Raw genomic sequence first — 25,823 nt, forward strand, 5'->3', positions numbered from 1 at the left:
CGCCCGGTAGGGTCCGGACGTGCCGTCCACCGTCTCGGTCCTCGCCCGCAACCGGAACTTCCGCAACCTTGTCCTGGCCGAGCTGGTGGTCTTCGGCGCCGACTGGTTCGTCATGGTGCCGCTGCTGGTGCTCCTGCCGGACCTGACCGGCAGCGGCGTGTGGGGGGCCCTGGTGCTCGCCGTGGACACCGGCGTCGTGGCGTTGCTGCTGCCCTACACGGGCACGGTCGCCGACCGGTTCGACCGGCGCAAGATCATGATCGCGGCCAACGTCGCGGCCCTGTTCGGCGTGCTCCTGCTGCTCGGGGTGCGCAGCGCCGGCACGGCCTGGCTGGCGATGGTGGGGATCGGCGTGGTGGCGGTGGCCAAGGCGTTCTACTCCCCGGCGGCGCAGGCCGCCCTGCCCAACGTCCTCGACCCCGACGAGCTGGCCGCGGGCAACGCCGTCGCCGGATCGGCCTGGGGCACCATGACCATCGTCGGCGCCTCGCTCGGTGGCGTGCTCAGCGCCGCCGTCGGACCGTACGCCTGCTTCTGGGTGGGGGTGGTCGGCCTGGCGGCCGCGGCGGGCCTGGCCACGCTGATCCGCCGGCCGTTGCAGGCCCCGCGCGACGCCGGGCGACCGGCGCAGCAGACCTGGGCGGCGATCCGCGAGGCGCTGGGCTACATCGGGCACCGGCCGAGGGTGCTGGGGCTGGTCACCGTCAAGAGCGCGGTCGGCCTGGGCAACGGCGTGCTGACGGTCTTCCCGCTGCTCGCCGCGGTGTACGGCGTGGGGCCGGTCGGCACCGGGCTGCTCTTCGCGGTCCGCGGGGCGGGTGCGCTGGTCGGGCCGATCCTGATGCGTCGGGTGCTGAACAACCGGGCCTGGCTGCTGTCCGGGCTGGCGCTGTCCATGTCCCTCTACGGCCTGGCCTACCTCGGCATCTCGGTCGTCGACTGGTTCCCGCTGGTGCTGGCCCTGGTCTTCGTCGCCCACTTCGCCGGCGGCAGCAACTGGGTGATGTCGAACTTCGCCCTCCAGGGCGAGGTGCCCGACCGGTTGCGGGGCCGCGTCTTCGCCACCGACATGATGCTGGCGACCCTGGCCATCTCGGTCAGCCAGCTCGTGGTGGCGGCCGTGGTGGACACGGTGGACGAGCGGGTGGTGCTGGCCGGCTGCGGCCTGGTCACGCTGGTCTACGCGGTCGGCTGGCGGATCGCCACCCGCCGGCTCTCCCTCACCGACCCCGTCGCGGAGCCGGACCCGACCCCGGCCCGCTGACCCGCCCGCCGGTCAGCGCTGTCCCGCCCCGCCCGTGGGCGCGTCCGGCCGGGTCAGGCCGTCCCACCGTGTCGGCGCGTGACCGGGGGCCGCCGTGGGCCATCCGGGCGCGGGCTGCCCGGCTGCGGTCGGCGCGGGCCCGGGGGTCGGCGCGGGCCCGGGGGTCGGCGCGGGCCCGGCGGGCGGCCAGCCGCCCGAGGGGACGGCCGCCGGGCCGGTCGCCCGCCGCCCGGCGAGCACCGCCGCGATCACCAGGCCCAGCCCGAGGGGGTACGCCAGGGCCATCACCACGCTGTACGCCGTGTTCACCAGCTGGAACTCGCGCCACCCGAAGCCGGCGTCGTCGGAATACCCGAACCATCCGAAGTCCTCGCCGTCGGAAGATCCGAAGCTGCCGTCGATCAGGCGGGGAGCCAGCAGGCCCCAGGCGAGGGTGAGCGCCGAGCTGACGAGCAGCACGCCGAGGCCGAACAGGGCCAGCAGCCGAGGCCGGCGGGGCAGCCGACGCCCCGCCGCCACGGTCAGCACGAGGCCGACCAGCAACACCAGCACCGTGGGCACCTGCATGGCCAGCATCGTCGCCAGGTGTCCGAGCACTCTGTCTCCCGTCGTCGTCGGTCGGGTCAGGCTAGCGGAACAGCGCCGGGCTGGATCGCCCACGCGGTGCCGCCGGCGGCGGCCCCGTCCCACCCGGCGGGCGGACGGCCGCGACGTCGGTGCGGAGCCCTAGCATGAGCCAGTGCCGACGACATTCGCCTCCGGTCCGGTCCGGGTCCGGGTCCCCGCCACCAGCGCCAACCTGGGGCCGGGCTTCGACGCCCTGGGGCTCGCCCTGGCCCTCTACGACGACGTGGCCGCCGAGGTCACGGCGGGGGGCGTCACGGTGGTCGTGACGGGACAGGGCGCCGGGGAGTTGCCGACCGACGACCGGCACCTCGTGGTGCGCGCCATGCGGGCGACCTTCGAGGCGCTGGGCGGCCAGCCGGCGGGCCTGGCGGTGGAGTGTGTCAACCGCATCCCGCAGGCCCGGGGGCTGGGCTCCTCGTCGGCCGCGATCGTCGCCGGCGTGCTGCTCGCCCGGGCACTGGTGACCGACGGGGAGAGCCGGCTGGACGACGCCGCCGTGCTGCGGCTCGCCGCCGGGATCGAGGGCCATCCGGACAATGTGGCGCCCTGCCTGCTCGGCGGCTTCACACTGGCCTGGACGGAGCCGTCCGGGGCCCGGGCGGTGTCGCTGCCGGTCGCCGCCGGCGTACGGCCGACGGTCTTCGTGCCTCAGGAGCGCGGCCTGACGGCGGCGGCGCGGGCCGCGCTGCCGGCCGCCGTGCCGCACGGAGACGCTGCGCTGAACGCCGGACGCGCCGCGCTGCTGGTGCACGCGATGACCGCCGAGCCGGCGCTGCTGCTGCCGGCCACCGTCGACCGGCTGCACCAGGACTACCGCGCGGAGGGGATGCCGGGCAGCGCCACCCTGGTCAGGGCGTTGCGTGAGGTCGGTGTGGCGGCTGTGATCAGTGGGGCCGGGCCGACCGTCCTGGCCCTGGACGGGTTGCCGGAAGGCTATGATCCGGGAACAGACTGGCAGGTCTGGCGGTTGGACCCGGACGGGCACGGAGCACGGGTTGCCCGGGGTAGACTCGGACACGCGGAGCGGGACCCTGTTGCCGCAGGTCGGAAGAGTTGATTACGCTCTAGACTTAGCACAGCCGCGAAGCATGCGATCTTCCTGCGGGTCGGCGCACCCCCGAAGCTTTCGGCGGTCAGCCCGTCACCCCTGCTTAGGCCCACGCCGCACCGCAGTCTTCACAGGTCGCCGCAGACGGCGAGACCTGCTCACCGACGTCGGTGAGTCGGGAAACCGACCGGCTGCTGTGTCACAGACTCCCGCGACGCGTCCATGCGAGGCGGGTGCACCGAGGCCGCCCGGCCACCTTGTTTCGACCCGGGCAGTCCCGGCCTATCGAGGGAAGGAATCCATTGAGCGACACCACCGACGTGACGTCGGATGTTTCCAACGTCGCTGGCGATGCCACCACCGCCGCCGCCCCCGCCCGTCGTCGGCGCAGCGGCACCGGCCTGTCGGCGATGCTGCTGCCGGAGCTGCAGAGCCTGGCTGCGTCGCTCGGCATCTCGGGCACGGCTCGGATGCGCAAGGGCGAGCTGATCAGCGCGATCTCCGAGCGGCAGGGCGGTGCCACCGCCGGGACCCCTCGACCGCGGGCCGAGGTCGCGGCCGCCGCCGCTCCCGCCCGTGAAGAGGTCCACGCCGAGGTCCGCGAGACCACCGAGCGGCCCGAGGCCGAGCGGCGGGCCGCGGAGCAGGCCCCGGCGGAGCCGGCGCCCGTCGAGACCGAGGCTCGTCCCCGGACCCGGCGTAGCCGGGCGGCCGCCGCCGAGGCGCGGGCCGCCGAGGCTCGTCCCGCGGAGACCCGCGCGGAGGAAGCCGAGGCCGGCGAGCGTGCCGACCGGAGCGAGGGCCGTGGCCGCGAGCGCGTTGAGCGGGCCGAGCGTGCGGAGCGCGGCGAGCGTGCGGAGCGCGGCGACCGTGCCGAGCGCGGCGACCGTGCCGAGCGGGCCGAGCGCGGCGACCGGGCCGAGCGTGGCGACCGTAACGAGCGGGCCGAGCGTGGCGACCGGGGCGACCGTAACGAGCGGGCCGAGCGTGGCGACCGGGGCGACCGCAACGAGCGGGGCGACCGAGGTCAGCGCGCCGAGCGCGACGCCGACGGTGACGACGACGGCGAGGGCGGCGGCCGGCGCGGCCGGCGCAGCCGGTTCCGGGACCGTCGCCGCGGCCGTGGCGAGCGGGCCGAGGGCGGCGGCGACGGCGGGCGCGAGCCGCAGGTCGGCGAGGACGACGTGCTCGTCCCGGTGGCCGGCATCATCGACGTGCTCGACAACTATGCCTTCGTGCGGACCACCGGCTACCTGGCCGGCCCGAACGACGTCTACGTCTCGATGTCCCAGATCAAGAAGTACGGTCTGCGGCGCGGTGACGCCATCACCGGTGCGGTGCGCGCCTCGCGCGACGGCGAGCAGCGGCGGGACAAGTACAACCCGCTGGTGCGGCTGGACACCATCAACGGGATGGAGCCGGACGAGGCGAAGCGCCGGCCGGAGTTCTACAAGCTCACCCCGCTCTACCCGCAGGAGCGGCTGCGGCTGGAGACCGAGCCGCACATCCTCACCACCCGGGTGATCGACCTGGTCATGCCGCTCGGCAAGGGCCAGCGTGCGCTGATCGTGTCCCCGCCGAAGGCGGGCAAGACGATGGTGCTGCAGGCCATCGCGAACGCGATCACGCACAACAACCCGGAGTGCCACCTGATGGTGGTGCTGGTGGACGAGCGCCCCGAAGAGGTCACCGACATGCAGCGGTCGGTGAAGGGCGAGGTCATCGCGGCGACGTTCGACCGTCCGCCGCAGGACCACACCACGGTGGCGGAGCTGGCGATCGAGCGGGCGAAGCGCCTGGTCGAGCTGGGCCACGACGTGGTCGTGCTGCTCGACTCGGTGACCCGGCTCGGTCGGTCGTACAACCTGGCGGCGCCGGCCAGCGGCCGGATCATGTCGGGTGGTATCGACTCCACCGCGCTCTACCCGCCGAAGCGCTTCCTGGGTGCGGCCCGCAACATCGAGAACGGCGGCTCGCTGACCATCCTCGCCACCGCGCTGGTGGAGACCGGGTCCATGGCGGACACGGTCATCTTCGAGGAGTTCAAGGGCACCGGCAACGCGGAGCTGAAGCTGGACCGGAAGATCGCCGACAAGCGCACCTTCCCGGCCATCGACATCCACCCGTCCGGCACGCGCAAGGAGGAGATCCTGCTCGCGCCGGAGGAACTGGCCATCATCCACAAGCTCCGCAAGGTGCTGCACTCGCTGGACTCGCAGGCGGCGCTGGACCTGCTGCTCGACAAGCTCAAGCAGACCCGCACCAACATCGAGTTCCTGATGCAGATCGCCAAGTCGACGCCGGGGGAGTGACCCTCCCCGGGTGAGACCGACGAGAAGGGCACGGCCACCGCGGCCGTGCCCTTCTCGCGTTCCCGAGCACCCCTTGCCGTTCGCCCGCCCGCCGTCCGTCTGCCCCGGCGGTTGCTTCGGACCGGGCGACGAGGGGGTGGAGTTTTCCTTCGGTTTGGCTAACAGGTATTGAAACTTCTATTCACAGTCCGGTTGACTGTGGCCCATGCGTACCCGCAGACGATCTGCCCGTCTTGCCGGCGTCCTGCTGTTGACGCCGCTGCTCACCATGGCCGGCACCGTGCCGGCGACCGCCGGTGCGCCGGATCCGGCCACCGACCCCTCCGCCACCGCGGCCGAGGATGCGCCCCGCGCATCCTCGTACCCCGCCGACTCCGTCACGCTCTCCGGCGGCATCGAGCCGGCCGGCGGCCTGGAGACCGCAAAGACCACCCGCCCGGTCGCCCCGGGCCTCCAACTCACCTCCTTCGACCGGTACGACGCCGACGGCTGGCTGCGCGCCGACGCGCTCACGGCCGACCTCACCGGCGGCGTCACCGTCGACTACGTGAACTCCGGCGCGGTCAGCCGGGCCGAGCCGCTGCGCCGCGCCGTGGACGCCTCCCGCGCGGTCGCCGCGGTCAACGGCGACTTTTTCGACATCAACAACTCGGGTGCCGCCCAGGGCGTCGGCATCCGCGACGGTGAGCTGGTCCAGTCCGCGGTCAGCGGGCACCGCAACGCCGTCGCGATCACCACCGAGGGGCTCGGCCGGGTCATCGAGGTCAACTTCGACGGCACCGCGACGCTGCCCACCGGCCCGGTGAAGCTGACCCAGTTCAACAACATGATCCAGGCGAACGGGATCGGCGTGTTCACCGCGCTCTGGGGGTCGTACACCAGGGAACGCGCGGTCACCGGCGCCGCCCGCGTCACGGAGGTCACGGTGGTCGACGGTCGCGTCGCCACCGTCGGCACGACGGCCGGCAGCGGGCCGATCCCGGCCGGCGCCACCGTGCTGCTCGGCCGCGACGCCGGCGCGGACGCCCTCGCCGGGCTGCGCCCCGGCGACCCGGTGACGGTCGCCTGGCAGCCCAAGCCCGCCGACGGCAGCACCCTGCACGCGGCGGTCGGCGGCGGCAACGTGCTGGTCCGTGACGGCGTGGTGCAGAACATCGCCGACGCGTCGCTGGCCCCGCGCACGTCGGTCGGCTTCTCCGCCGACGGCCGGCGCATGATCCTGCTGACCGTGGACGGCCGGCAGGTCGACAGCCGCGGCGTCACCCAGACCGAGATGGGCCGGATGATGGCCGAGCTCGGCGCCCACCACGCGCTCAACCTCGACGGCGGCGGCTCGTCCACGCTGCTCGCCCGGGAGCCGGGCGCGGCGGCCGTGCAGGTGGAGAACAGCCCGTCCGACGGCACGGAGCGCGCGGTGCCCAACGGCCTTGCCCTCTACGCGCCCCAGGGCAGCGGCCAGCTCACCGGGTACTGGCTGGAGACCGCCAGCGACCCGACCAGCGCACCCGGCGTCGCGCCGGTGCGCGGCGGCCGCCCCGACCGCGTCTTCCCCGGCCTCACCCGCCGGCTCACCGCCGCCGGCCACGACGAGACGTACGGCCCGGCGGCCGGCGCGCCGAAGTGGCGGGCCAACCCGGCGGCGCACGGCACCGTCGACCCCGAGGGCATCTTCCGGGCCGGCCTGCCCGGCCGTACCACCGTCACCGCCTGGCGGGACGAGGCCAGCGGCACCCTCGACCTCACCGTCCTCGGCCCGCTGGCCCGGATCGACTCCACCGTGGACCGGGTCGGCCTGGACGGGGCGCAGGGCAGCGCGCTGTTCGGCGTGGTCGGTTACGACGCCGAGGGCAACACCGCCCCGATCGAGCCCGCCGACCTGAAGCTCGACTACGACCGGGACCTTCTCAAGATCACCCCGACCGCCGACGGCAACCTCGCCGTCACCGCGCTGCGGGACACCGGCTCGGCGCTGGTCACCGTGCGCGTCGGCGGCAGCAGCACCGTGCTGCCCGTCACCGTCGGGCTCACCGACGTCCCGGTGGCCACGTTCGACGACGCGGCGGCCTGGAAGTTCAGCCAGGCCCGGGCCAGCGGTGCCGTCGCCCCGGCGCCGGGGCGCACCGGCACCGGCCTGAAGATGACGTACGACTTCAGCCAGTCGACCGGCACCCGGGCCGCGTACGCCGACCCGCCGGCCTGGATCGAGGTGGCCGGCCAGCCGCAGGCGTTCGGCATGTGGATCCACGGCAACGGCACCGGGGAGTGGCCCAGCCTGCACCTGCACGACGCGCAGAACACCCAGCACGTCCTGCGCGGGCCACTGATCACCTGGAAGGGCTGGAAGTACGTCGAGTTCGCCGTGCCCGCCGGGGTGCAGTACCCGGTGCGGATCCGCCGGTTCTACGTGGCCGAGACCAACGCCGCCGCCCAGTACCGCAGCGAGGTGGTCATCGACGACCTGGTGGCGAAGGTGCCGCCGACGGTCGACGCCCCGGCCGAGGCGCCGCGCACCGACCGGGTGGTGCTCCGCGACGGCACGGTCGACGGCGCGCCCTGGCGCTTCGCGGTCATGTCCGACGCGCAGTTCGTCGCGGCGGACCCGGACAGCGACCTGGTCGCCCAGGCCCGCCGTACGCTCCGCGAGGTCAAGGCCGCGAAGCCGGACTTCCTCGTGATCAACGGCGACTTCGTGGACACCGCGTACCCGGCCGACTTCGCGCTGGCCAAGCGGGTGCTGGACGAGGAGCTCGGCGGGGAACTGCCGTACTACTACGTGCCCGGCAACCACGAGATCATGGGCGCCCCGATCGCCAACTTCCGGGCCGCGTTCGGCGACACCGAGCGGGTCTTCGACCACAAGGGCACCCGGTTCGTCACGCTGAACTCGTCGACCGGCTCGCTGCGCGGCGGCGGCTTCGACCAGGTGCGGATGCTGCGCGAGGCGCTCGACTCGGCGGCCGGCGACCCCGCCGTCGGCTCGGTGGCGGTGCTGCACCACCACCCGCCGCGCGACCCGAGCCCGGCCAAGGCCAGCCAGCTCGGCGACCGCAAGGAGGCCGCGCTGCTGGAGCAGTGGCTGGCCGACTTCCAGCACCGCACCGGCAAGGGGGCGGTCTTCGTCGGCGGGCACGTCGGCACGTTCCACGCCGACCGGGTCGACGGGGTGCCGTACCTGATCAACGGCAACTCGGGCAAGAACCCGTCCACCCCGGCCGACCAGGGCGGATTCACCGGGTGGACCGAGTTCGGGGTGGACCCGGTGAGCCCCGCCGAGGCCGACCGGGCCCGGCGCAACCCGCTCGTGGAGGGCCCGCGCTGGGTCGCCGCCGAGTTCCACGCGCACGTCGACGGGCTCGCGTTGGCCGCCCCGGCCAGCGTCGCCGTCGACGCCCCGGCGACGGTCACCGCCACGGTGACCCAGCCGGGCGGGCGTACGGTGCCGGTGGCGGCGCCGGTGAGCGCGGACTGGTCCGCCTCGCCGAACCTGCACGTCGGCTCGGCCGCCGGGCTGAAGCCTTGGCACGTGGCCCGCTTCGACCCGGCCACCGGCACGCTCACCGCCCTGCGCCCCGGCGCACAGGTCAAGCTGGCGGTGGAGGTCAACGGCGTCCGGGCCGAGGCGACCGTCACCCTGACCGCCGCCGCCCAGGCCCCCGCCGCCTGACGTGTAAGGAAGGGCACCTTCCTATCGCCTGGTGCATAGGAAGGTGCCCTTCCTAACGCCGATCTGAGGCCCGCACCGATTTCCGGTGCGGGCCTCAGAAGTCGCCCTCGGCGACCTGGAAGACGGTGAGGCCGAGGTCGCGCCACATCCGTACGACCTGCTGGCGGTCGTCGAAGACGCCGACCACCCGGTAACGGTCCCTGACCTCCTGCTCGTAGATCTCCTGCTTGACCACCGAGTCCTTGCGGTTGTCGCCGACGGCGCGCAGGTGCAGGTCGAGGTAGGGGACCCGGACGTGCCGGGCCAGCCACGCCTCAGTGGCGGGCCGGGCGGTGGCGTCGCGGCCCGAGCAGAAGACCACCCCGTACCCGGCCGCGTGCATCGCCCGGACCGCCGCGATCACCGCCGGGTTCGGCTCGTCCTCGTCGACCCGGGTCATGTCGTACGGGCTGCGCGAGACGTTCAACGCGACCGTCCCGTCGATGTCGACCAGCACGATCTCCGGTGGTCCGGTCGACGGGGCGTGCACCGTGGCCGGCCGCCCTGTGCGGGCCTGCGGCACCGGCAGCGGCAGCGCGCGCCCCTCCAGGTAGCGCTCGTGCAGCCGGCGGATCCACGCCTCGCCGACCCGGTCGGCCTCCGGGCGGGCGGCGTCGCGGCGCAGGCACTCCGCCAGCGGCACGTCGGTGAAGTCGTGCACCTCGAACTCGGCGCCGTGCCGGGCGGCCAGGTCGGCCCAGTCCCGCAGGGTCCGCGACCGCAGGTTGGTGTCGTCGACGCAGACGTCCGCCCGGGCCCGCAGCAGCGCCTCGACCTGCGCCCGCTGCACGACGGTCACCTGCCACTCCGCCCACTGGGTGAACAGCCGCTCGCCGTGCAGCATCCGGCGCAGGTCGTCCCGGTTGACCCGGACCACGGACGGTTGCAGCGTCCGGGCGAACGTGGTCTTGCCGGAGGCGGGGAGTCCCCGGGTGGCGATCAGGCGGGCCATGGCTCCTCCGTGTCGTACGTCTCGGTGGCCGGCGGCGTCGCCGCCGTACCCCGGGCGGGGCACGACCGGCGGGCGGCCGTACCGGGGTGAATGCCCGGCCAGGCGGCGGGAATGCGGGAGACGAGGCGCGCGTTGTCGATGCCGGACCAGCTGTGCGGCCCGATTGCCGGGCCGGCGCCGGCCCATGGCACACTGGTCAATCGGCCACCGGTTCCGGTTCACGCCCGAGCCCGTCGCGCACGAGGCGACGGACACCGACGGCGACCCGGCGACCATCCACGAAAGGACCGAGGCGACATGAAGCCCAACATCCACCCGGAGTACGTGACCACCGAGGTCACCTGCTCCTGCGGCAACACCTTCAGCACCCGCAGCACCGCCAAGGGCGGCTCGATCCACGTCGAGACCTGCAGCGCCTGCCACCCGTTCTACACGGGCAAGCAGCGTGTCCTGGACACCGCCGGGCGGGTCGCGAAGTTCCAGCAGAAGTACGCCAAGGTTCAGGCCAAGAAGGCCAAGTAACTCCTCGTTCGGCGCCCGCGCCCGGTTTCGTGCCGGTCGCGGGCGTCGTCCGTATCCGCCCCGGTTCCGCCTCCCGTCCCGCCGTCGTCGAAGGAGCTTCCCCCGCATGAGCAGCGAGCGCCTGGCCGCCCTCCTCGACGAGTACGCCGAGCTGGAGAAGCGGCTGGCGGATCCGGCCATCCACGCCGACCAGGGCACCGCCCGGCGGGTCGGCCGTCGGTACGCCGAGCTGGTCCCGCTGCACAAGGCGGCCGGGGAGCTGGAGCAGGCCCGCGCCGACCTCGCCGCCGCCCGGGAGCTGGCCGCCGAGGACCCGTCCTTCGCCGCCGAGGCGGAATCGATCGCGGCGACCCTGCCGCCGATCGAGGAGCGACTGGCCGAGCTGCTGATCCCGCGCGACCCGCACGACGCCAAGGACGTGATCGTCGAGATCAAGGCCGGCGAGGGCGGCGAGGAGTCCGCGCTCTTCGCCGGCGACCTGCTGCGGATGTACACCCGGTACGCCGAGCGGCGCGGCTGGCTCACCGAGGTGATCGACGCCCAGGACTCGGACCTCGGCGGGGTGAAGGACGTCTCGCTGGCGATCAAGACCAAGGGCGTGCCCGAGGGCGGCAACGGAGTCTGGTCCCGGCTCAAGTGGGAGGGCGGCGTGCACCGGGTGCAGCGTGTCCCGGTCACCGAGTCGCAGGGCCGGATCCACACCAGCGCCGCCGGCGTGCTGGTGCTGCCCGAGGCCGAGGACGTCGACGTCACCATCGACCCGAACGACCTGCGGATCGACGTGTTCCGCTCGTCGGGTCCCGGCGGCCAGTCGGTGAACACCACCGACTCGGCGGTGCGGATCACCCACGTCCCGACCGGCATCGTGGTCTCCTGCCAGAACGAGAAGTCCCAGTTGCAGAACCGAGAGCAGGCGATGCGGATCCTGCGCGCCCGGCTGCTGGCGGCGGCCCAGGAGCAGGCCGACGCAGCCGCCTCGGACGCCCGCAAGGCGCAGGTGCGCACCGTGGACCGCTCGGAGCGGATCCGCACCTACAACTTCCCGCAGAACCGGATCACCGACCACCGGATCGGCTACACCGCGTACAACCTGGACCTGTCCCTCGCCGGGGACCTGGACGGCGTCCTCGACGCCCTGGCGGAGGCCGACCGCGCCGCCCGCCTGGCCGGCGACACGGAGCTGACCCGCCGCTGACCCGCCGGGCGGCCGAAGAGAAGGCGGGGTCAGGAGGCGCGGGGGCGGGTCTTCGCGCGGAGCATCTCGCGGTCGGCCGCCTCGAAGGCGGCGCTGAGGGCGTCGCGCAGGCCGGGGCCGGTGGCGCCCACCTCCGCGAAGCCGACGCTGACCCCGACCGGGGTGCCGGGCACCAACGACTCCCAGTCCTCCGCCCGCACCGCGGCGTCGATCCGGCGGCCCACCTCGGCCGCCTCGGCCATCCCGGCGTGGGGGAGCACCACCACGAACTCGTCGCCCCCGTAGCGGGCCACGAAGTCGCCCCGGCGCATCACCCGGTTGATCACCCCGGCGACGCGCTGGAGCACCAGGTCGCCGGAGTGGTGCCCGTGCCGGGTGTTGACCGCCTTGAAGCCGTCCAGGTCGCAGACGCCGATCACCACCCGGTCGCCGCCGGCGACCACCGTGGCGATGTAGCGCTCCAGCCGGCGCCGGTTGGGCAGCCCGGTCAGCGGGTCGGTCAGCGCCTCGCCCTCGAAGCGGGCCGCCTCGCGGCGCATCTCCTCGTGGTCGATGCGGGCGGCGATGCCGTCGATGTAGACGTCCCGGAGCCGGTCGTTGCGCTGGGCGGCCAGCCGGAACGCCAGCCGGTCGGCCCGGTGGGCCGCCGCGTGGTCGCCGGAGCGGGTCAGGGCGATGCTGCGCAGCCGCGCCGGCTCGGCCGCGCCCAGTGTCTCGCTGGAGACCTGGACGGTGTCCAGCCGGGTGACCGCCTCGATCGGCCGGCCCTCGGCGACGGCGAGGCAGACCTGGCCGAGCTGGCGCATGTCCCGGGCCCGGGCGCTGTCCCCGCCGTGGCCGAGCAGCCGCGCCGGGGCGGCGTCCGTGCCGACCTCCAGCCGGTCGCCCAGGGCCCCCCGCCGGGCGGCGGCGTAGCCGTACGCGGCCAGGCTGCTGGGGCGCAGCCTCCCGGCCCGGCCGCTGCGCAGGAACCGGTCCAGGTCGGCGGCGACGTCCCGCAGCACCCGCAGGCAGCCGTCGCTGTCGCCGTTGTGGTCCAGCGCCACCGCGTTGCGCAGCCGGATGCCGGGGGCGGCGAACGTCTCCTCCGGGATCCCGGCGGCCGTCCCGAGCTGCCGGGCCCGCTCGATGGCGCCGAGGGCGTAGCCGTGGAAGCTGAGGTAGGAGTAGGCCATCGCGAGGTCGTGCCAGCCCCACGCGGTGTCCCGGTCGGGATCCGGCACCGCGCCCAGCGCCCGGGCGGCCTTCACCAGGTGCGTGACGCAGCGGTCCAGCGCGCCCTGGTGGTGCGCGGCGAGCGCGGCCAGCGCGTTGAGGTGCCCGTGCAGGTAGGGCTCGGCGAGGTCGCGGACCGCGGTGGAGGCCTCCTCGACCGCCCGCGTGTACTCGGCCGTCCGGCCCAGGTTGATCACCGCTGAGAGGCGCTGCACCAGGGCGTCGGCCCGCGCGTACGGGTCGTTGGTGGTGCCGATGACGCGGTCGAGGATCGCGTACGCCTCGGCGGAACGGCTGGACTCCTGCAACGCCCGCGACCGCGTGAGGGCGTCAACCTGGTCGGTGACCCGGTCGAGCCAACCCACCCGCGACCTCCTGTCGGTGTGCGCCCGGACGCATCCGCTCGTGATGTCCGGCGCGACGCCTCATGATTATCTCGTGACGACCGCGCCGCAACAGCCGTCCGAAGGGACGAGACGACAACGCCCTTCCGTGGCGGTGTCCCGGGCGGCCCGGGCGCTGGCCGAGGCCGGCGTCGAGGCGGCCCGCGCCGAGGCGGAACAGTTGGCCGCGTACGTGCTGGGGGTGCCCCGGGGGCGGCTCGCGCTGGCCGACGACCTCACCGCCGACCAGCTCGACCGGTTCGACGGGCTGGTCGCCCGGCGGGCCGACCGGGAGCCGTTGCAGCACCTCACGGGCGTCGCCGGCTTCCGGCACCTGGAGTTGGCCGTCGGGCCGGGTGTCTTCGTGCCGCGGCCCGAGACCGAGCTGCTCGCCGGCTGGGGGATCGCGCGGGCCGGGCGCTTGGCCGCCCCGGTGGTGGTGGACCTGTGCAGCGGCTCCGGCGCGATCGCCCTGTCGGTCGCCCAGGAAGTGCCGACCGCCCGGGTGGTGGCGGTGGAACGCTCGGCCGACGCGCTGCCCTGGCTGCGGCGGAACGCGGCGACCCGGGCGGCGGCGGGGGACCGGCCGATCGAGGTGGTGGCGGCGGACGTCACCGCCCCGGACCTGCTGGCCGACCTCGTCGGCCGGGTCGACGTGCTGCTCTGCAACCCGCCGTACGTGCCCTCCGACGTGCCGGTGCCGCCGGAGGTGGGCCGGCACGATCCGGCCAGCGCGGTCTTCGGCGGGGCGGACGGCCTGGCGGTGATCCGCCCGGTGGTGGCCCGGGCGGCGGCCCTGCTGCGCCCCGGCGGGGCGCTCGGCGTCGAGCACGACGACACGCACGGCACGGCGATGCCCGACCTGCTGGCGGCGGACGGCCGGTTCGAGGCGGTGGCCGACCACCCGGACCTGGTCGGGCGGCCCCGCTTCGCCACCGCGTCCCGCCGGGCGGACGGCCCGCACGCCGCCGCCCACACGGCGTGGCAGACTGACTCCTCGTGATGCTCTACGACTGCCGGTCGCCCGCCGACCGGGACCGCGGCATCGCTGCGGCCATCGAGGCGGTCAAGAACGGCGAACTCGTCGTCCTGCCGACGGACACGGTCTACGGGATCGGCGCGGACGCGTTCACCCCGTACGCGGTCAAGGCCCTGCTGGACGCCAAGGGCGGCCGGCACGTGCCGCCGCCGGTGCTGATCGGCTCCCGGCACACCCTCGACGGCCTGGTCTACTCGCTGCCCCAGGCCGCGCGGGACCTGGTGGAGGCGTTCTGGCCCGGCGCGCTGACCATCGTCGTCGAGCACTCGCCGAGCCTGCGCTGGGACCTCGGCGACACGTCCGGGACGGTGGCGGTGCGGATGCCGCTGCACCCGGTGGCGCTGGAGGTGCTGCGCGAGACCGGCCCGATGGCGGTCGCCTCGGCCAACAAGACCGGCCAGCCGGCCGCGCTCACCGCCGAGCAGGCCCGCGACCAGCTCGCCTACTCGGTGCGGGCGTACCTGGAGGCCGGGCCCTGCCCGGACCCGGTGCCGAGCACCATCGTCGACCTCACCGGCGAGGTGCCGCAGGTCCTCCGCCAGGGCGCCGTCCCGCTGGAGAAGCTGCGCGACGTGGTGCCGGACATCCTCGCCGGCCAGGGGGTCTGAGTGCCGCCGTTCACCGTGTTGCATGTCTGCATGGGCAACATCTGCCGGTCCCCGATGGCCGAGCGGCTGTTGGCCCTCGCCGTCCGGGAGCGGCTGGCCCGGCGGGAGGCCGACCCGGGCCGCGCCGACGAGCTGGTGCACAGCCACAGCGCGGGCACCGGCGGCTGGCACGCCGGTGAGGAGATGAACCCGCCGGCCGCCCGCCAGGTCACCACCCGGGGCGGCAGCACCGACAGCTTCGCCGCCCGCAAGCTCCGCTCGGACCACATCGACGCCGCCGACCTCGTGCTCACCGCCACCGCGGACCAGCAGGAGTACGTGGTGGCGCTGCGTCCCGACGCTGCGGCGCGCACCTTCGTGCTGGGCGAGTTCGGCCGGCTGCTCGCCGCGGTGGACGCGGCCGGGCTGCCCCCGGCCGAGGCCACCCCGGAGGGGGTGTACGCGCGCGGCGTGGCGCTGGTGGCGGCCGCCCACGCCGCCCGGGAGGGCACCGCCCTGCCCACCGACGATCTCGACGACCCGTGGGGGCGCGGCGACCAGTGCTTCAGCCGGGTGGCCGACGAGATCGAGGAGACCGTCCACCCCCTCGCCGCCGCGCTCCTGCCGTAACCGCCCGCCTCGCCCCGGGCAGGCTCCCGCCGTGGCCGCCCACTCGCGCCGCCGGGCTCGTGCCGTAATCCGCCGGAGTTACCCTCGCGCGTGAGTTTCCTGCGGGTTTGGGGGAAAGGGGCGGTGGAGGGGGCCTTTCGGGTCATTCTGGGTGGGTCCTGACCGGCTCCTGCGGGGAGAGCTGATGACCCGGGCACACCTCGAAAGACTGTTCACCGTGCTGCTCGCCGGCGTGCTCGCCGGCGTGGCGCTCGCGGCGGCGGCCCTGCCGACCGCGCTGGTGTTCGGCATCGGGTTCTCGGCGCTCGCCGCGCCGTACTCGGAGCTGCCCAACACGCTGCGCACGCCGCCGACGGCCCAGCGGTCGAACCTCTACGCCGACGACGGCACCACCCTGATCACCTCCTTCTACCAGGAGGACCGGGTGGACGTGCCGCTGGCCGAGGTGGCGCCGGTGATGCGGCAGGCGATCGTCGCCGCCGAGGACGTCCGGTTCCACGAGCACAGCGGGGTCGACATGCGCGGCGCGGTGCGGGCCTTCACGGTCAACCAGGGCAGCGGGGAGACCCGGCAGGGCGCGTCCACACTGACCATGCAGTACGTCCGCAACGTGCTCAGCAACGACCCCCGACTCAGCGAGCGGCAACGCGCCGCCGCCACCGAACTCACCACCGCCCGCAAGATCCAGGAGATGCGGTACGCGCTGGCCCTGGAGCGGGAGCTGACCAAGGACGAGATCCTCGCCCGCTACCTCAACATCGCCTACTTCGGGGCCGGGGCGTACGGGGTGGCCGCCGCGAGCAAGCGCTACTTCTCCAAGGCGCCGGCGGATCTCACCCTGGCCGAGGCCGCGCTGCTGGCCGGGCTGGTCCGCTCCCCGCACACCGACGACCCGATCAACGGCGACGCGGACGCGGCGCTCGCCCGCCGGGGGTACGTGCTGGACCGGATGGTCGAGTCGGGGCAGGTCCCGGCCGCGGCGGCGGACCAGGCCCGGGCCGAGCAGTTGCACCTGCGCCCCAGCCAGACCCCGAACGACTGCACGGCGGTGCCGGAGGAACACGCCGACTGGGGCTTCTTCTGCGACTGGTTCACCCGCTGGTGGAACGCCCAGCCGGCGTTCGGCGCGACGGTCGACGAGCGGCAGCTCACGCTGCGCCGGGGCGGGTTCACCATCGTCTCCTCGCTCGACCCGGTCGTGCAGCGCGCCGCCACCGAGCAGGTCCGCCGGATCTACTCCCTGGACGACCGCCGGGCGGCGCCGACGGCGGTGGTCCAGCCCGGCACGGGCCGGGTGCTCGCGATGGCGGTGAACCGGAACTACAGCGTGGCCGGCAACCCGCCCGGGCAGAAGAACCACCCGAACACGGTCAACCAGTTGGTCGCCGGGGGAGGGGCGATCGACGGCTACCAGGCCGGCTCGACGTTCAAGATCTTCACCATGCTGGCCGCGTTGGAGTCCGGGCTGCCGCTGGACACGGAGTTCGACGCGCCGGAGCGGATCGTGACCGACTTCCGGGCGAGCGGGGCGGCGAGCTGCGACGGGTACTGGTGCCCCCAGAACGCCAACAGCGACATGGACGGCGACCACACCATGTGGACGGCGTTCGGCAACTCGGTCAACACCTACTTCGCCTGGCTGGCCGAGCGGGTCGGCGCGGACCGGGTGGTGGAGATGGCCGAGCGGCTCGGGATCGTGTTCCGGGCCGAGGACGACGCGCGGCTGGCCCGCCACGGGGCGCGCGAGTGGGGGCCGTTCACCCTCGGCGTCTCCGCCACCACCCCGCTCGACCTCGCCGGCGCGTACGCGGCGGTGGCGGCCGAGGGGACGTGGTGCGCGCCGCTGCCCGTCGTCTCGGTGACCGACGCGGCGGGCCGGCCGGTGGCCGCCGCGCGGCCGGACTGCCGGCAGGTGGTCGACACGGACGTGGCCCGGGCGGCGGCCGACGCCGCCCGCTGCCCGGTGGGCGACCAGTCGATGTACCGGGAGTGTGACCGCGGCACCGCCGAGGGGCTGCGCCAGCAACTCGGCCGCCCGGTGGCCGGCAAGACCGGCAGCTCGGACGGGTACGCGACCGAGACCGTGGTCGCCTTCACCCCGCAACTGGTGGTCGCCTCGATCGCCACCAACCCCGACGACCCGCGCGACGCGGTCGGCCAGCGGGTGCAGGGGCAACTGGTCGAGGCGGTGGGCGAGGTGCTCTCCCTCGCCCTGCGCGACCAGCCGGTCCGGGACTTCGTGCCGCCCAGCGAGGCGACCGCCTTCCGGGTCACCGGCGCCCGCACGGGCAACTGACCCACCCCACTCCCTCCCGCCCCGCCCGCGCTTCCCTCACGCGATCTTGCACTTTCGGCCCCCGACAAGTGCGGACAAGAACCGCGAATCCCGGGCCACAACTGCAAGATCGCGTGATGGGGGAGGGGGAGGGGGTCAGGGGGTCTGCTCGGCGCCCCGGGCGATGTTGCGGGCCATCCCGCCGAAGACCACCGCGTGGAAGGGCGCCACCGCCGCCCAGTAGGCGTGCCCGGCCAGGCCGCGGGGCAGGAACACCGCCCGCTGGTGGTAGCGGCTGCGATCGCCGTCGAGCGGGGCCACCCGCATCTCCAGCCAGGCCCGGCCGGGCAGCCGCATCTCGGCGCGCAGCCGCAGCAGCTCGCCCGGGACGATCTCCTCCACCCGCCAGAAGTCCAGCGCCTCGCCGACCCGCAGGCGGTGCGGGTCGCGCCGGCCCCGGCGCAGCCCCACGCCGCCCACCAGCCGGTCCAGCCAGCCCCGTGCGGACCAGGCCAGCGGGAACGAGTACCAGCCATGCTCCCCGCCGACGCCCTCGACGACCCGCCACAGGGCCTCCGGCGGCGCGTGCACGGCCCGCTCCCGAACGTCGGTGTAGGCGGTGCCGCCGGACCACTCCGGGTCGCTGGGCAGCGGCTCGGCGGGCGCGTCCGGGCCGCTCGCCGTCGACCAGCGGGTCTCCACCTCGCCGTCGCGGACCTTGGCCAGGGCCAGCGCGACCGCCTGGTCGAAGCCGGTCAGCCCCTCCGGCGGGTCCGGGACGTGGGCGGCGATGTCGTGCTCGCGGGCGACGGCCTCGTGGACCAGGCTCTCCACCAGCGGCCGGGCGATCGCGTTCGGCACCGGGGTGACCAGCCCGACCCAGTACGAGGAGAGCGACGGGGTCAGCGGTCGCACGGGCACGATGATCCGGCGGCGCAGCCCGGCCACCCGCGCGTAGCGCTGCATCATGTCCTGGAAGGTGAGGACGTCCGGCCCGCCGACGTCGAAGGCGCGGTTGACCTCCGGCGGCAGGCTCGCGCAGCCGACCAGGTAGCGCAGCACGTCCCGGACGGCGATCGGCTGGATCCGGTTGCGGACCCAGCGCGGGGTGACCATGCCCGGCAGCCGCTCGGTCAGGTGGCGCAGCATCTCGAACGAGGCCGAGCCGGACCCGATGATCACTGCCGCCCGCAGCACCGCCGTCGGCACCCCGCTGTCCAGCAGGATGCGTCCCACCTCGGCCCGGGAGCGCAGGTGCGCCGACGGGACCTCGCGGTGCGCCGCCGGCTCCGGCCCGCCGAGGTAGACGATCCGGCGTACGCCCGCGGCGCGGGCCGCGGCGGCGAAGTTGGCCGCCGCCTCCCGGTCGGCGGCCTCGAAGCCGGCCTGCCCGAGCGAGTGCACCAGGTAGTACGCGACGTCCACGCCCTCGAACGCGGCCGTCAGGGTCTCCGGCCTGCGCAGGTCGCCCTCGGCGATCTCGGCGCGCGCCGCCCAGGGCACGTCCCGCAGCCGGCTGGCCCTGCGGGCGAGGCAGCGCACCGTGTGCCCCTCGGCCAGCAGCCGGGGCGCGAGCCGCCCGCCGATGTAACCCGTGGCTCCGGTGACCAGGCATCTCACGGCTTCCAGTGTGCGGCCCAATAGACTCTGGCGCTGTGGCTACTGAGACGGGCACCTTTTGGGGGCCGGACTTCGACCAGCTCCGCGCGACGGACCCGGAGATCGCCGGGGTGGTGCTGGGCGAGCTGGACCGGCTCCGGGGCGGCCTCCAGCTGATCGCCAGCGAGAACCTCACCTCGCCGGCGGTGCTGGCGGCGCTCGGCTCGACGCTGACCAACAAGTACGCCGAGGGCTACCCGGGCCGGCGCTACTACGGCGGCTGCGCCGAGGTCGACCGGGCCGAGGAGATCGGCATCGCCCGGGCGAAGGAGCTGTTCGGCGCCGAGCACGCCAACCTCCAGCCGCACTCCGGGGCGAGCGCCAACCTGGCCGCGTACGCCGCGCTGGTGCAGCCGGGGGACACGGTGCTCGCCATGGACCTGCCGCACGGCGGCCACCTCACCCACGGCAGCCGGGTGAACTTCTCCGGCAAGTGGTTCCACACCGTCGGCTACACCGTCCGGCGGGACACCGAGCTGATCGACTACGACGAGGTGCGCGACCTGGCCCTCGCCCACCGCCCCAAGATGATCATTTGCGGCGCGACGGCCTATCCCCGGCTGATCGACTTCGCGCGGTTCCGCGAGATCGCCGACGAGGTCGGGGCGTACCTGATGGTGGACGCGGCGCACTTCGTCGGGCTGGTCGCGGGGAAGGCCGTCCCGTCGCCGGTGCCGCACGCCGACGTCGTCTGCTTCACCACGCACAAGGTGCTGCGCGGGCCGCGCGGCGGCATGATCCTCTGCCGGGAGCCGCTGGCCCAGCGCATCGACAAGGCGGTCTTCCCGTTCACCCAGGGCGGGCCGCTGATGCACGCCGTCGCCGCCAAGGCCGTCGCGCTGCGCGAGGCCGCCCAGCCCGAGTTCCAGGCGTACGCGGCGCAGGTGGTGAGCAACGCGCAGGCGCTCGCCGCAGGTTTGGCCGCCGAGGGCATGCGCCCGGTCTCCGGGGGCACCGACACCCACCTCGCCCTGATCGACCTGCGCGAGGCCGGGGTGACCGGCGCGGACGCCGAGGCCCGCTGCGACGCCGCCGGCATCACGCTGAACAAGAACGCCGTGCCGTACGACCCGCAGAAGCCGATGGTGGCGTCGGGTATCCGCGTCGGCACCCCGAGCGTGACCACCCAGGGGATGCGGGAGGGGGAGATGCACCGGATCGCCGGGCTGATCGCCCGTGCGGTGCGCACCGATCCCGCCGCCCCCGGGGGCGCCGACGAGCTGACCCGGATCGCGTCCGAGGTGACCGCGCTGGTCGCCGACTTCCCGGCGTACCCCCGTGGCTGAGCCCGGGGTGCGCGAGCCGGCGGCGACCGCGGCGGCCGACCGGCGCTGGCGGCTGCGGCACCTGCCGGTCCTGCTGGCCGCCAGCGGCCTGCTGGTCGCGGTGGCCGCGCTGGCGGGGGCGCTGGCCGGCGGCGCGGACGCGGCGCTGGGCGCGGCGGCCGGGGTGGGTGTCACGGCGGCCAGCTACACCCTGACCACGGTGGTGCTGGCCTGGGCCGACTCGGTGAACCCGCAGCTCGTGCTCCCGTTCGGCCTCGGCCTGTACGCGGCCAAGATGACCCTGCTGGGCGTCGTGATGGTGGCCGTGGCGTCGACCGGCTGGCCCGGGCTGATTCCGCTCTGCCTGGGCATCGCCGCCGGCGTGGTGGTCTGGACCGGCGTGCACATCTGGTGGCTCACCACCGTGTACGCCCGCCGTCCCCGCTGAGCCCGCCGCAGGTGGCGGGCACGGTGGTGTCCCACAGCCCGGACGGCGCGGAAATGTGTCCGCCACCGGTCATTTGCACGCTGGCGGAAGGGGAGTAGCGTGCCCACAGAAGACGCTGCCCGCCACCGGCCCACACAACGACGGTTGTGCGGGGGGCGAGGCACAGCCTGGTATTCCCGGCTGATATCGTTCGCCCCGTCATGGCTGGTGACCAACCCCCCCGACCCAGCGGCGGCCCGGACGACGTTCCGACCGGAGCCGGCCAGGGTTGGACCGCGCTCACATACCTGATCGCGGGCATGCTCGTGTGGGGCTTCATCGGCTGGCTGGTCGACCAGTGGCTCGACACCGGCGGCATCGCCACCGGGATCGGCGTCGTGCTCGGCATGGCCGGGGGGATCATCCTGGTCGTCCGTCGACTCGGCACGCCTACTTAGGAAGGGACGCGGTGTTCGGACAGGCGAACGTCCTGGCAGCGGGCCAGGCGGCATTCCCACCCAGCGTGGAGGACTTCTACCTGCCCAGCATCCTGCCCTGGGGTGCGCACGACTCCTACTGGTTCACCAAGATCACGGCGATGGTCTGGATCGCCGTCGGCGTCCTGATCATCTTCTTCCTGGCCAGCTACCGTAAGCCGCAGCTGGTGCCGACCAAGAAGCAGTGGCTCGCCGAGTCGATCTACGGCTTCGTGCGCAACAACATCGCGGTCGACATGATCGGGCACGCGGGTGTGCGGTTCGCGCCGTACTTCACCACGCTGTTCTGCTTCATCCTGCTGACCAACCTCTTCGCGATCGTGCCGCTGTTCCAGATCTCACCGAACTCGCACATCGCCTTCCCGGCCTTCCTCGCCGTGATCAGCTACGTGCTCTTCATCTACGCCGGCATCAAGCACCACGGCGCCGGGAAGTTCATCAAGAACTCGCTCATCCCGCCGGCGCCCTGGTACATCCTGCCGCTGCTGATCCCGATCGAGTTCTTCTCGACCTTCCTCGTCCGGCCGTTCTCGCTGGCCGTGCGTCTCTTCGCGAACATGTTCGCCGGCCACATGCTCCTGCTGGTCTTCACGCTCGGCGGCTTCGCGATGCTCAACGCCAACGCCTGGCTCGCACCGGTCTCGGTGCTGTCCTGGGCGATGACCGTCGCGCTCACCTTCCTCGAGTTCCTGGTGATCGTCCTGCAGGCCTACGTCTTCACCGTGCTGACCGCCAGCTACGTGCAGGGCGCGCTCGCCGACGAGCACTGATCCACCTCGCACCAACAGTTGTCGTCCCGCGTGACCGTCACGCGTGATAACCAGGAGGAACCCACTAATGGACATCTACGCCGCGGTAGAGGGCAGCACCGCCGCCATCGGCTACGGTCTCGCGGCCATCGGCCCGGGCATCGGTGTCGGCCTGGTCTTCGCCGCCTACATCCAGTCGACCGCCCGCCAGCCGGAGTCGTCCCGGATGACCCTGCCGTACGTCTGGATCGGCTTCGCCGTCATCGAGGCGCTCGCGCTGCTGGGCATCGCCTTCGGTTTCATCTGGCAGGGCCCGATTCAGTAATTCCGCCCCCCTCGGACCGGGAGGTCTTCCATGTTCCTGCTCGCCGCTGAGGGTGGTGAGTCGACCCACAACCCGATCGTGCCGATCTGGCAGGAGATCGTGGTGGGCGGCATCGCCTTCGCCCTGCTCTGCGTCGTGCTGATGAAGTTCGTCTTCCCCCGCATGGAGCAGACGTTCCAGGCTCGGGTGGACGCGATCGAGGGCGGCATCAAGCGCGCCGAGGCCGCCCAGGCCGAGGCCAACCAGCTCCTCGAGCAGTACCGCGCGCAGCTCGCCGAGGCGCGCACCGACGCCGCCAAGATCCGGGACGACGCCCGGGCCGACGCCGAGGGCATCCGGCAGGACATCCTCGCCAAGGCACGGGAGGAGTCCGACCGGATCATCGCGGCCGGCAAGGAGCAGCTCGCCGCCGAGCGGGCCACCATCGTGCGCGAGCTGCGCACCGAGGTCGGCACGATCGCGGTGGACCTGGCCAGCAAGATCGTCGGTGAGTCGCTCGCCGACGAGGCGCGTCGCAAGGGCACCGTCGACCGGTTCCTGAGCGGTCTCGAGAGCGCGGGGGCCCGCTGATGCAGGCCGCCAGCCGGGAGTCGTACAAGGTCGCGGCCGAGCGCCTCGACGCGTACGTCCGCGGCGCGGAGCCGTCGGCGGTGGCCACCACCGCCGACGACATCCTCTCCGTCGCCGACCTGCTGCGGCGCGAGCCGCGGCTGCGCCGGGCGCTCTCCGACCCGGCCCGCTCGGGTGCGGACCGCACCGCACTGCTCGGCGAGCTGCTGCGCGGCAAGATCGGCGCCGAGGCGCTCGACCTGGTCGCCTCGCTGGTCGCCGGCCGCTGGTCGGCGCCGTCGGAGCTGCTCGACGGTGCCGAGCGGCTCGGCGTGGAGGCGCTGCTTGCCAGCGCCGACTCGGCCGGCGACCTCGGCGAGGTCGAGGACGAGCTGTTCCGCTTCGGTCAGGTGGTCTCCGGTCAGTCGGCGCTCTCCAACGCGCTGTCGGACCCGATCGCCCCGGTCGGGCACCGGGCCGCCCTGGCCCGCGAACTGCTCGCCGGCAAGGCCCGCCCGGTCACCCTCCGCCTCGTCGAGGCGGCGCTGGGCGGGTTCGGGGGACGCTCCTTCACCGGGGCGCTCACCCGGCTGGTCGAGCTCGCCGCCGACCGGCGGGACCGGCAGGTGGCGTACGTGACCGTCGCGGCCCCGTTGAGTGACGAGGACGAGCGCCGGCTGGGCGCGAGCCTCTCCGCGATATACGGTCGAGAGGTTTCCGTCAAGCAGACGGTGGACCCCGGAGTTCTCGGTGGCGTGAGCGTGCGGGTCGGCTCCGATCTGTACGACGGCACCGTCCTGCGCCGCCTCAACGAGAGCCGCAACGCGCTCGCGAAGCGCTGAGGTGGCACCGCCGCCCAGCGCCTGTGAATAGACGCCATTCGGACCGGTCGGTACTAGGTATCCCGGGCCCCTGATACTTAAGGAAGCAGAGGATGGCCGAGCTGACCATCTCGACGGAGGAGATCCGCGGCGCCCTGGAGCGCTACGTCTCCTCCTACTCGTCCGAACTCTCCCGCGAGGAGGTCGGCACCGTCGCCGACACCGGCGACGGCATCGCCCACGTCGAGGGCCTCCCCTCGACCATGACCAACGAGCTCCTGGAGTTCGAGGACGGCACCCTGGGTGTGGCGCTGAACCTCGACGTCCGGGAGATCGGTGTCGTCGTTCTCGGTGACTCCGCCAAGCTCGAAGAGGGGCAGCGCGTCAAGCGCACCGGCCGGGTGCTCTCCGTGCCGGTCGGCGACGCCTTCCTCGGCCGCGTGGTCAACGCGCTCGGCCAGCCGATCGACGGCCTCGGCGACATCGCCAACGAGGGCTTCCGCGAGCTGGAGCTCCAGGCCCCGAACGTGATGGCCCGGCAGTCGGTCGACGAGCCGCTGCAGACCGGTCTCAAGGCCGTCGACGCCATGACGCCGATCGGCCGCGGTCAGCGTCAGCTGATCATCGGCGACCGGAAGACCGGCAAGACCACCGTCGCGCTGGACACCATCCTCAACCAGCGGGACAACTGGCGTTCCGGCGACCCGAAGAAGCAGGTCCGCTGCATCTACGTCGCCATCGGCCAGAAGGCCTCCACGATCGCCTCGATCAAGGGCATCCTGGAGGAGGCGGGTGCGATGGAGTACACCACCATCGTCGCCTCCCCGGCCTCCGACCCGGCCGGCTTCAAGTACCTCGCCCCCTACACCGGCTCCTCCATCGGGCAGCACTGGATGTACGGCGGCAAGCACGTCCTGATCGTCTTCGACGACCTGAGCAAGCAGGCCGAGGCGTACCGCGCCGTGTCGCTGCTGCTGCGCCGCCCGCCGGGCCGCGAGGCGTACCCGGGTGACGTCTTCTACCTGCACTCCCGGCTGCTGGAGCGCTGCGCGAAGCTCTCCGACGAGCTGGGCGGGGGCTCGATGACCGGCCTGCCGATCATCGAGACGAAGGCCAACGACATCTCGGCCTTCATCCCGACCAACGTCATCTCCATCACCGACGGCCAGATCTTCCTGGAGACCGACCTGTTCAACCAGGGCGTCCGGCCGGCCATCAACGTCGGCACCTCGGTCTCCCGGGTCGGTGGCGCCGCGCAGGTGAAGCCGATGAAGAAGGTCGCCGGGTCGCTGCGGCTGAACCTGGCCCAGTTCCGCGAGCTGGAGGCGTTCGCCGCCTTCGCCTCCGACCTGGACAAGGCCTCCCGTGCCCAGCTGGAGCGCGGTTCCCGCCTGGTCGAGCTGCTCAAGCAGTCGAACTACTCGCCGTTCCCGGTGCAGGAGCAGGTCGTCTCGGTCTGGGCCGGCACCGAGGGCAAGCTGGACGACATCCCCGTGGGTGAGGTCCGCCGCTTCGAGTCGGAGTTTCTCCAGTACCTGCGCCACAAGCACGAGGGTGTGCTGGCCGGGATCGCCGACAACAAGTGGGACGACGAGATCGTCGGCTCGCTCGACCGCGCCATCACCGAGTTCAAGCAGCTCTTCCTCGGCAAGGCCGACGAGCGTCGGATCAACGAGGCCCCGGCCACGCCGCTCGAGGGCGAGGAGAACCGCGAGACGGTGACCCGCTTCCGCGACGGCACGACCGACCGCCCGGTCGAGAACCAGTAAGGGCTGATTC

The 25,823-nt window shown here is 73.6% G+C and carries 22 protein-coding genes; 18 read left to right on the forward strand and 4 right to left on the reverse strand.

The genetic code is table 11. From position 1 onward, the window contains the following. Nucleotides 1–19 precede the first annotated feature (19 nt). Nucleotides 20–1,264: an MFS transporter gene (locus ACGF5C_RS19000; RefSeq protein WP_393303272.1), complete on the forward strand. Its 1,245-nt coding sequence runs from the start codon at nt 20–22 to the stop codon at nt 1,262–1,264. Between the two features lie 12 nt (nt 1,265–1,276). Here ACGF5C_RS19000 and ACGF5C_RS19005 read toward each other — a convergent pair whose 3' ends face one another. Next, nucleotides 1,277–1,861 (reverse strand): hypothetical protein, encoded by a 585-nt coding sequence (locus ACGF5C_RS19005; protein WP_393303274.1) that lies wholly within the window; start codon nt 1,859–1,861, stop codon nt 1,277–1,279. A gap of 142 nt (nt 1,862–2,003) precedes the next feature. On the opposite strand from ACGF5C_RS19005, the gene thrB reads away from it, so the two are divergent. The 3 genes from thrB to ACGF5C_RS19020 all read left to right on the forward strand — a co-directional run bounded on the left by thrB (nt 2,004) and on the right by ACGF5C_RS19020 (nt 8,915). After that, nucleotides 2,004–2,948: a homoserine kinase gene (gene thrB, locus ACGF5C_RS19010; protein WP_393303276.1), complete on the forward strand. Its 945-nt coding sequence runs from the start codon at nt 2,004–2,006 to the stop codon at nt 2,946–2,948. 293 nt (nt 2,949–3,241) lie between these two features. Then, nucleotides 3,242–5,251 carry a transcription termination factor Rho gene (gene rho / locus ACGF5C_RS19015; RefSeq protein WP_393303278.1) on the forward strand — a complete coding sequence of 670 codons (2,010 nt, stop codon included), beginning with the start codon at nt 3,242–3,244 and terminating at the stop codon, nt 5,249–5,251. A gap of 205 nt (nt 5,252–5,456) precedes the next feature. Continuing rightward, a complete protein-coding gene (locus ACGF5C_RS19020) occupies nt 5,457–8,915 on the forward strand; it encodes a phosphodiester glycosidase family protein (protein ID WP_393303279.1) in 3,459 nt (1,152 codons plus the stop codon). Nucleotides 8,916–9,009: 94 nt separating this feature from the next. Here ACGF5C_RS19020 and ACGF5C_RS19025 read toward each other — a convergent pair whose 3' ends face one another. After that, the gene (locus ACGF5C_RS19025; RefSeq protein ID WP_393303281.1) at nt 9,010–9,906 is read right to left on the reverse strand and encodes an AAA family ATPase; all 897 of its coding nucleotides are present in this window, start codon (nt 9,904–9,906) and stop codon (nt 9,010–9,012) included. Between the two features lie 297 nt (nt 9,907–10,203). Between ACGF5C_RS19025 and rpmE the strand changes: the two genes are divergently transcribed. Both rpmE and prfA read left to right on the forward strand, forming a co-directional pair. Further along, on the forward strand, nt 10,204–10,428 hold the full coding sequence (gene rpmE, locus ACGF5C_RS19030; protein WP_350686436.1) for a 50S ribosomal protein L31: 225 nt from the start codon (nt 10,204–10,206) through the stop codon (nt 10,426–10,428). A gap of 106 nt (nt 10,429–10,534) precedes the next feature. Next, complete coding sequence (gene prfA / locus ACGF5C_RS19035; RefSeq protein ID WP_393303283.1) at nt 10,535–11,623, forward strand: peptide chain release factor 1; 1,089 nt, start codon at nt 10,535–10,537, stop codon at nt 11,621–11,623. A gap of 29 nt (nt 11,624–11,652) precedes the next feature. On the opposite strand, the gene ACGF5C_RS19040 is transcribed toward prfA, so the two are convergent. Then, the gene (locus ACGF5C_RS19040) at nt 11,653–13,203 is read right to left on the reverse strand and encodes a GGDEF domain-containing protein (protein WP_393303285.1); all 1,551 of its coding nucleotides are present in this window, start codon (nt 13,201–13,203) and stop codon (nt 11,653–11,655) included. Between the two features lie 43 nt (nt 13,204–13,246). On the opposite strand from ACGF5C_RS19040, the gene prmC reads away from it, so the two are divergent. The 4 genes from prmC to ACGF5C_RS19060 all read left to right on the forward strand — a co-directional run bounded on the left by prmC (nt 13,247) and on the right by ACGF5C_RS19060 (nt 17,773). Further along, entirely contained in the window at nt 13,247–14,224 is a 978-nt protein-coding gene (gene prmC, locus ACGF5C_RS19045) for a peptide chain release factor N(5)-glutamine methyltransferase (protein WP_393303287.1), read from the forward strand. Continuing rightward, nucleotides 14,224–14,868, forward strand: coding sequence for an L-threonylcarbamoyladenylate synthase (locus ACGF5C_RS19050; RefSeq protein WP_350686441.1), 645 nt, complete (start codon nt 14,224–14,226; stop codon nt 14,866–14,868). The genes prmC and ACGF5C_RS19050 overlap by 1 nt, the downstream gene beginning before the upstream one ends. Then, nucleotides 14,869–15,477 carry a phosphotyrosine protein phosphatase gene (locus ACGF5C_RS19055; protein ID WP_393303289.1) on the forward strand — a complete coding sequence of 203 codons (609 nt, stop codon included), beginning with the start codon at nt 14,869–14,871 and terminating at the stop codon, nt 15,475–15,477. It abuts the gene before it with no gap. A gap of 184 nt (nt 15,478–15,661) precedes the next feature. Further along, nucleotides 15,662–17,773, forward strand: coding sequence for a transglycosylase domain-containing protein (locus ACGF5C_RS19060; RefSeq protein WP_393303291.1), 2,112 nt, complete (start codon nt 15,662–15,664; stop codon nt 17,771–17,773). Nucleotides 17,774–17,908: 135 nt separating this feature from the next. Here ACGF5C_RS19060 and ACGF5C_RS19065 read toward each other — a convergent pair whose 3' ends face one another. Beyond that, nucleotides 17,909–19,372 carry an SDR family oxidoreductase gene (locus ACGF5C_RS19065; protein WP_393303293.1) on the reverse strand — a complete coding sequence of 488 codons (1,464 nt, stop codon included), beginning with the start codon at nt 19,370–19,372 and terminating at the stop codon, nt 17,909–17,911. Between the two features lie 35 nt (nt 19,373–19,407). Between ACGF5C_RS19065 and glyA the strand changes: the two genes are divergently transcribed. The 8 genes from glyA to atpA all read left to right on the forward strand — a co-directional run bounded on the left by glyA (nt 19,408) and on the right by atpA (nt 25,813). Beyond that, nucleotides 19,408–20,697 carry a serine hydroxymethyltransferase gene (gene glyA / locus ACGF5C_RS19070; RefSeq protein ID WP_350703606.1) on the forward strand — a complete coding sequence of 430 codons (1,290 nt, stop codon included), beginning with the start codon at nt 19,408–19,410 and terminating at the stop codon, nt 20,695–20,697. Beyond that, a complete protein-coding gene (locus ACGF5C_RS19075) occupies nt 20,690–21,124 on the forward strand; it encodes a hypothetical protein (RefSeq protein ID WP_393303295.1) in 435 nt (144 codons plus the stop codon). The genes glyA and ACGF5C_RS19075 overlap by 8 nt, the downstream gene beginning before the upstream one ends. Nucleotides 21,125–21,324: 200 nt before the next feature. Beyond that, nucleotides 21,325–21,561, forward strand: coding sequence for an AtpZ/AtpI family protein (locus ACGF5C_RS19080; RefSeq protein WP_350703604.1), 237 nt, complete (start codon nt 21,325–21,327; stop codon nt 21,559–21,561). Between the two features lie 11 nt (nt 21,562–21,572). Continuing rightward, entirely contained in the window at nt 21,573–22,370 is a 798-nt protein-coding gene (gene atpB, locus ACGF5C_RS19085; protein WP_350703602.1) for a F0F1 ATP synthase subunit A, read from the forward strand. 67 nt (nt 22,371–22,437) lie between these two features. Beyond that, nucleotides 22,438–22,674, forward strand: coding sequence for an ATP synthase F0 subunit C (locus ACGF5C_RS19090; protein WP_357698819.1), 237 nt, complete (start codon nt 22,438–22,440; stop codon nt 22,672–22,674). A 30-nt stretch (nt 22,675–22,704) separates the two neighbouring features. Beyond that, a complete protein-coding gene (locus ACGF5C_RS19095; RefSeq protein ID WP_350684039.1) occupies nt 22,705–23,244 on the forward strand; it encodes a F0F1 ATP synthase subunit B in 540 nt (179 codons plus the stop codon). Beyond that, entirely contained in the window at nt 23,244–24,065 is an 822-nt protein-coding gene (locus ACGF5C_RS19100; protein WP_393303297.1) for a F0F1 ATP synthase subunit delta, read from the forward strand. Before ACGF5C_RS19095 ends, ACGF5C_RS19100 begins: the two co-directional genes overlap by 1 nt. A 92-nt stretch (nt 24,066–24,157) precedes the next feature. Then, nucleotides 24,158–25,813, forward strand: coding sequence for a F0F1 ATP synthase subunit alpha (gene atpA, locus ACGF5C_RS19105; RefSeq protein WP_393303299.1), 1,656 nt, complete (start codon nt 24,158–24,160; stop codon nt 25,811–25,813). The last annotated feature ends 10 nt before the right edge of the window (nt 25,814–25,823 follow it).

The organism is Micromonospora sp. NPDC047620 (assembly GCF_043205005.1).
Lineage (GTDB): Bacteria > Actinomycetota > Actinomycetes > Mycobacteriales > Micromonosporaceae > Micromonospora.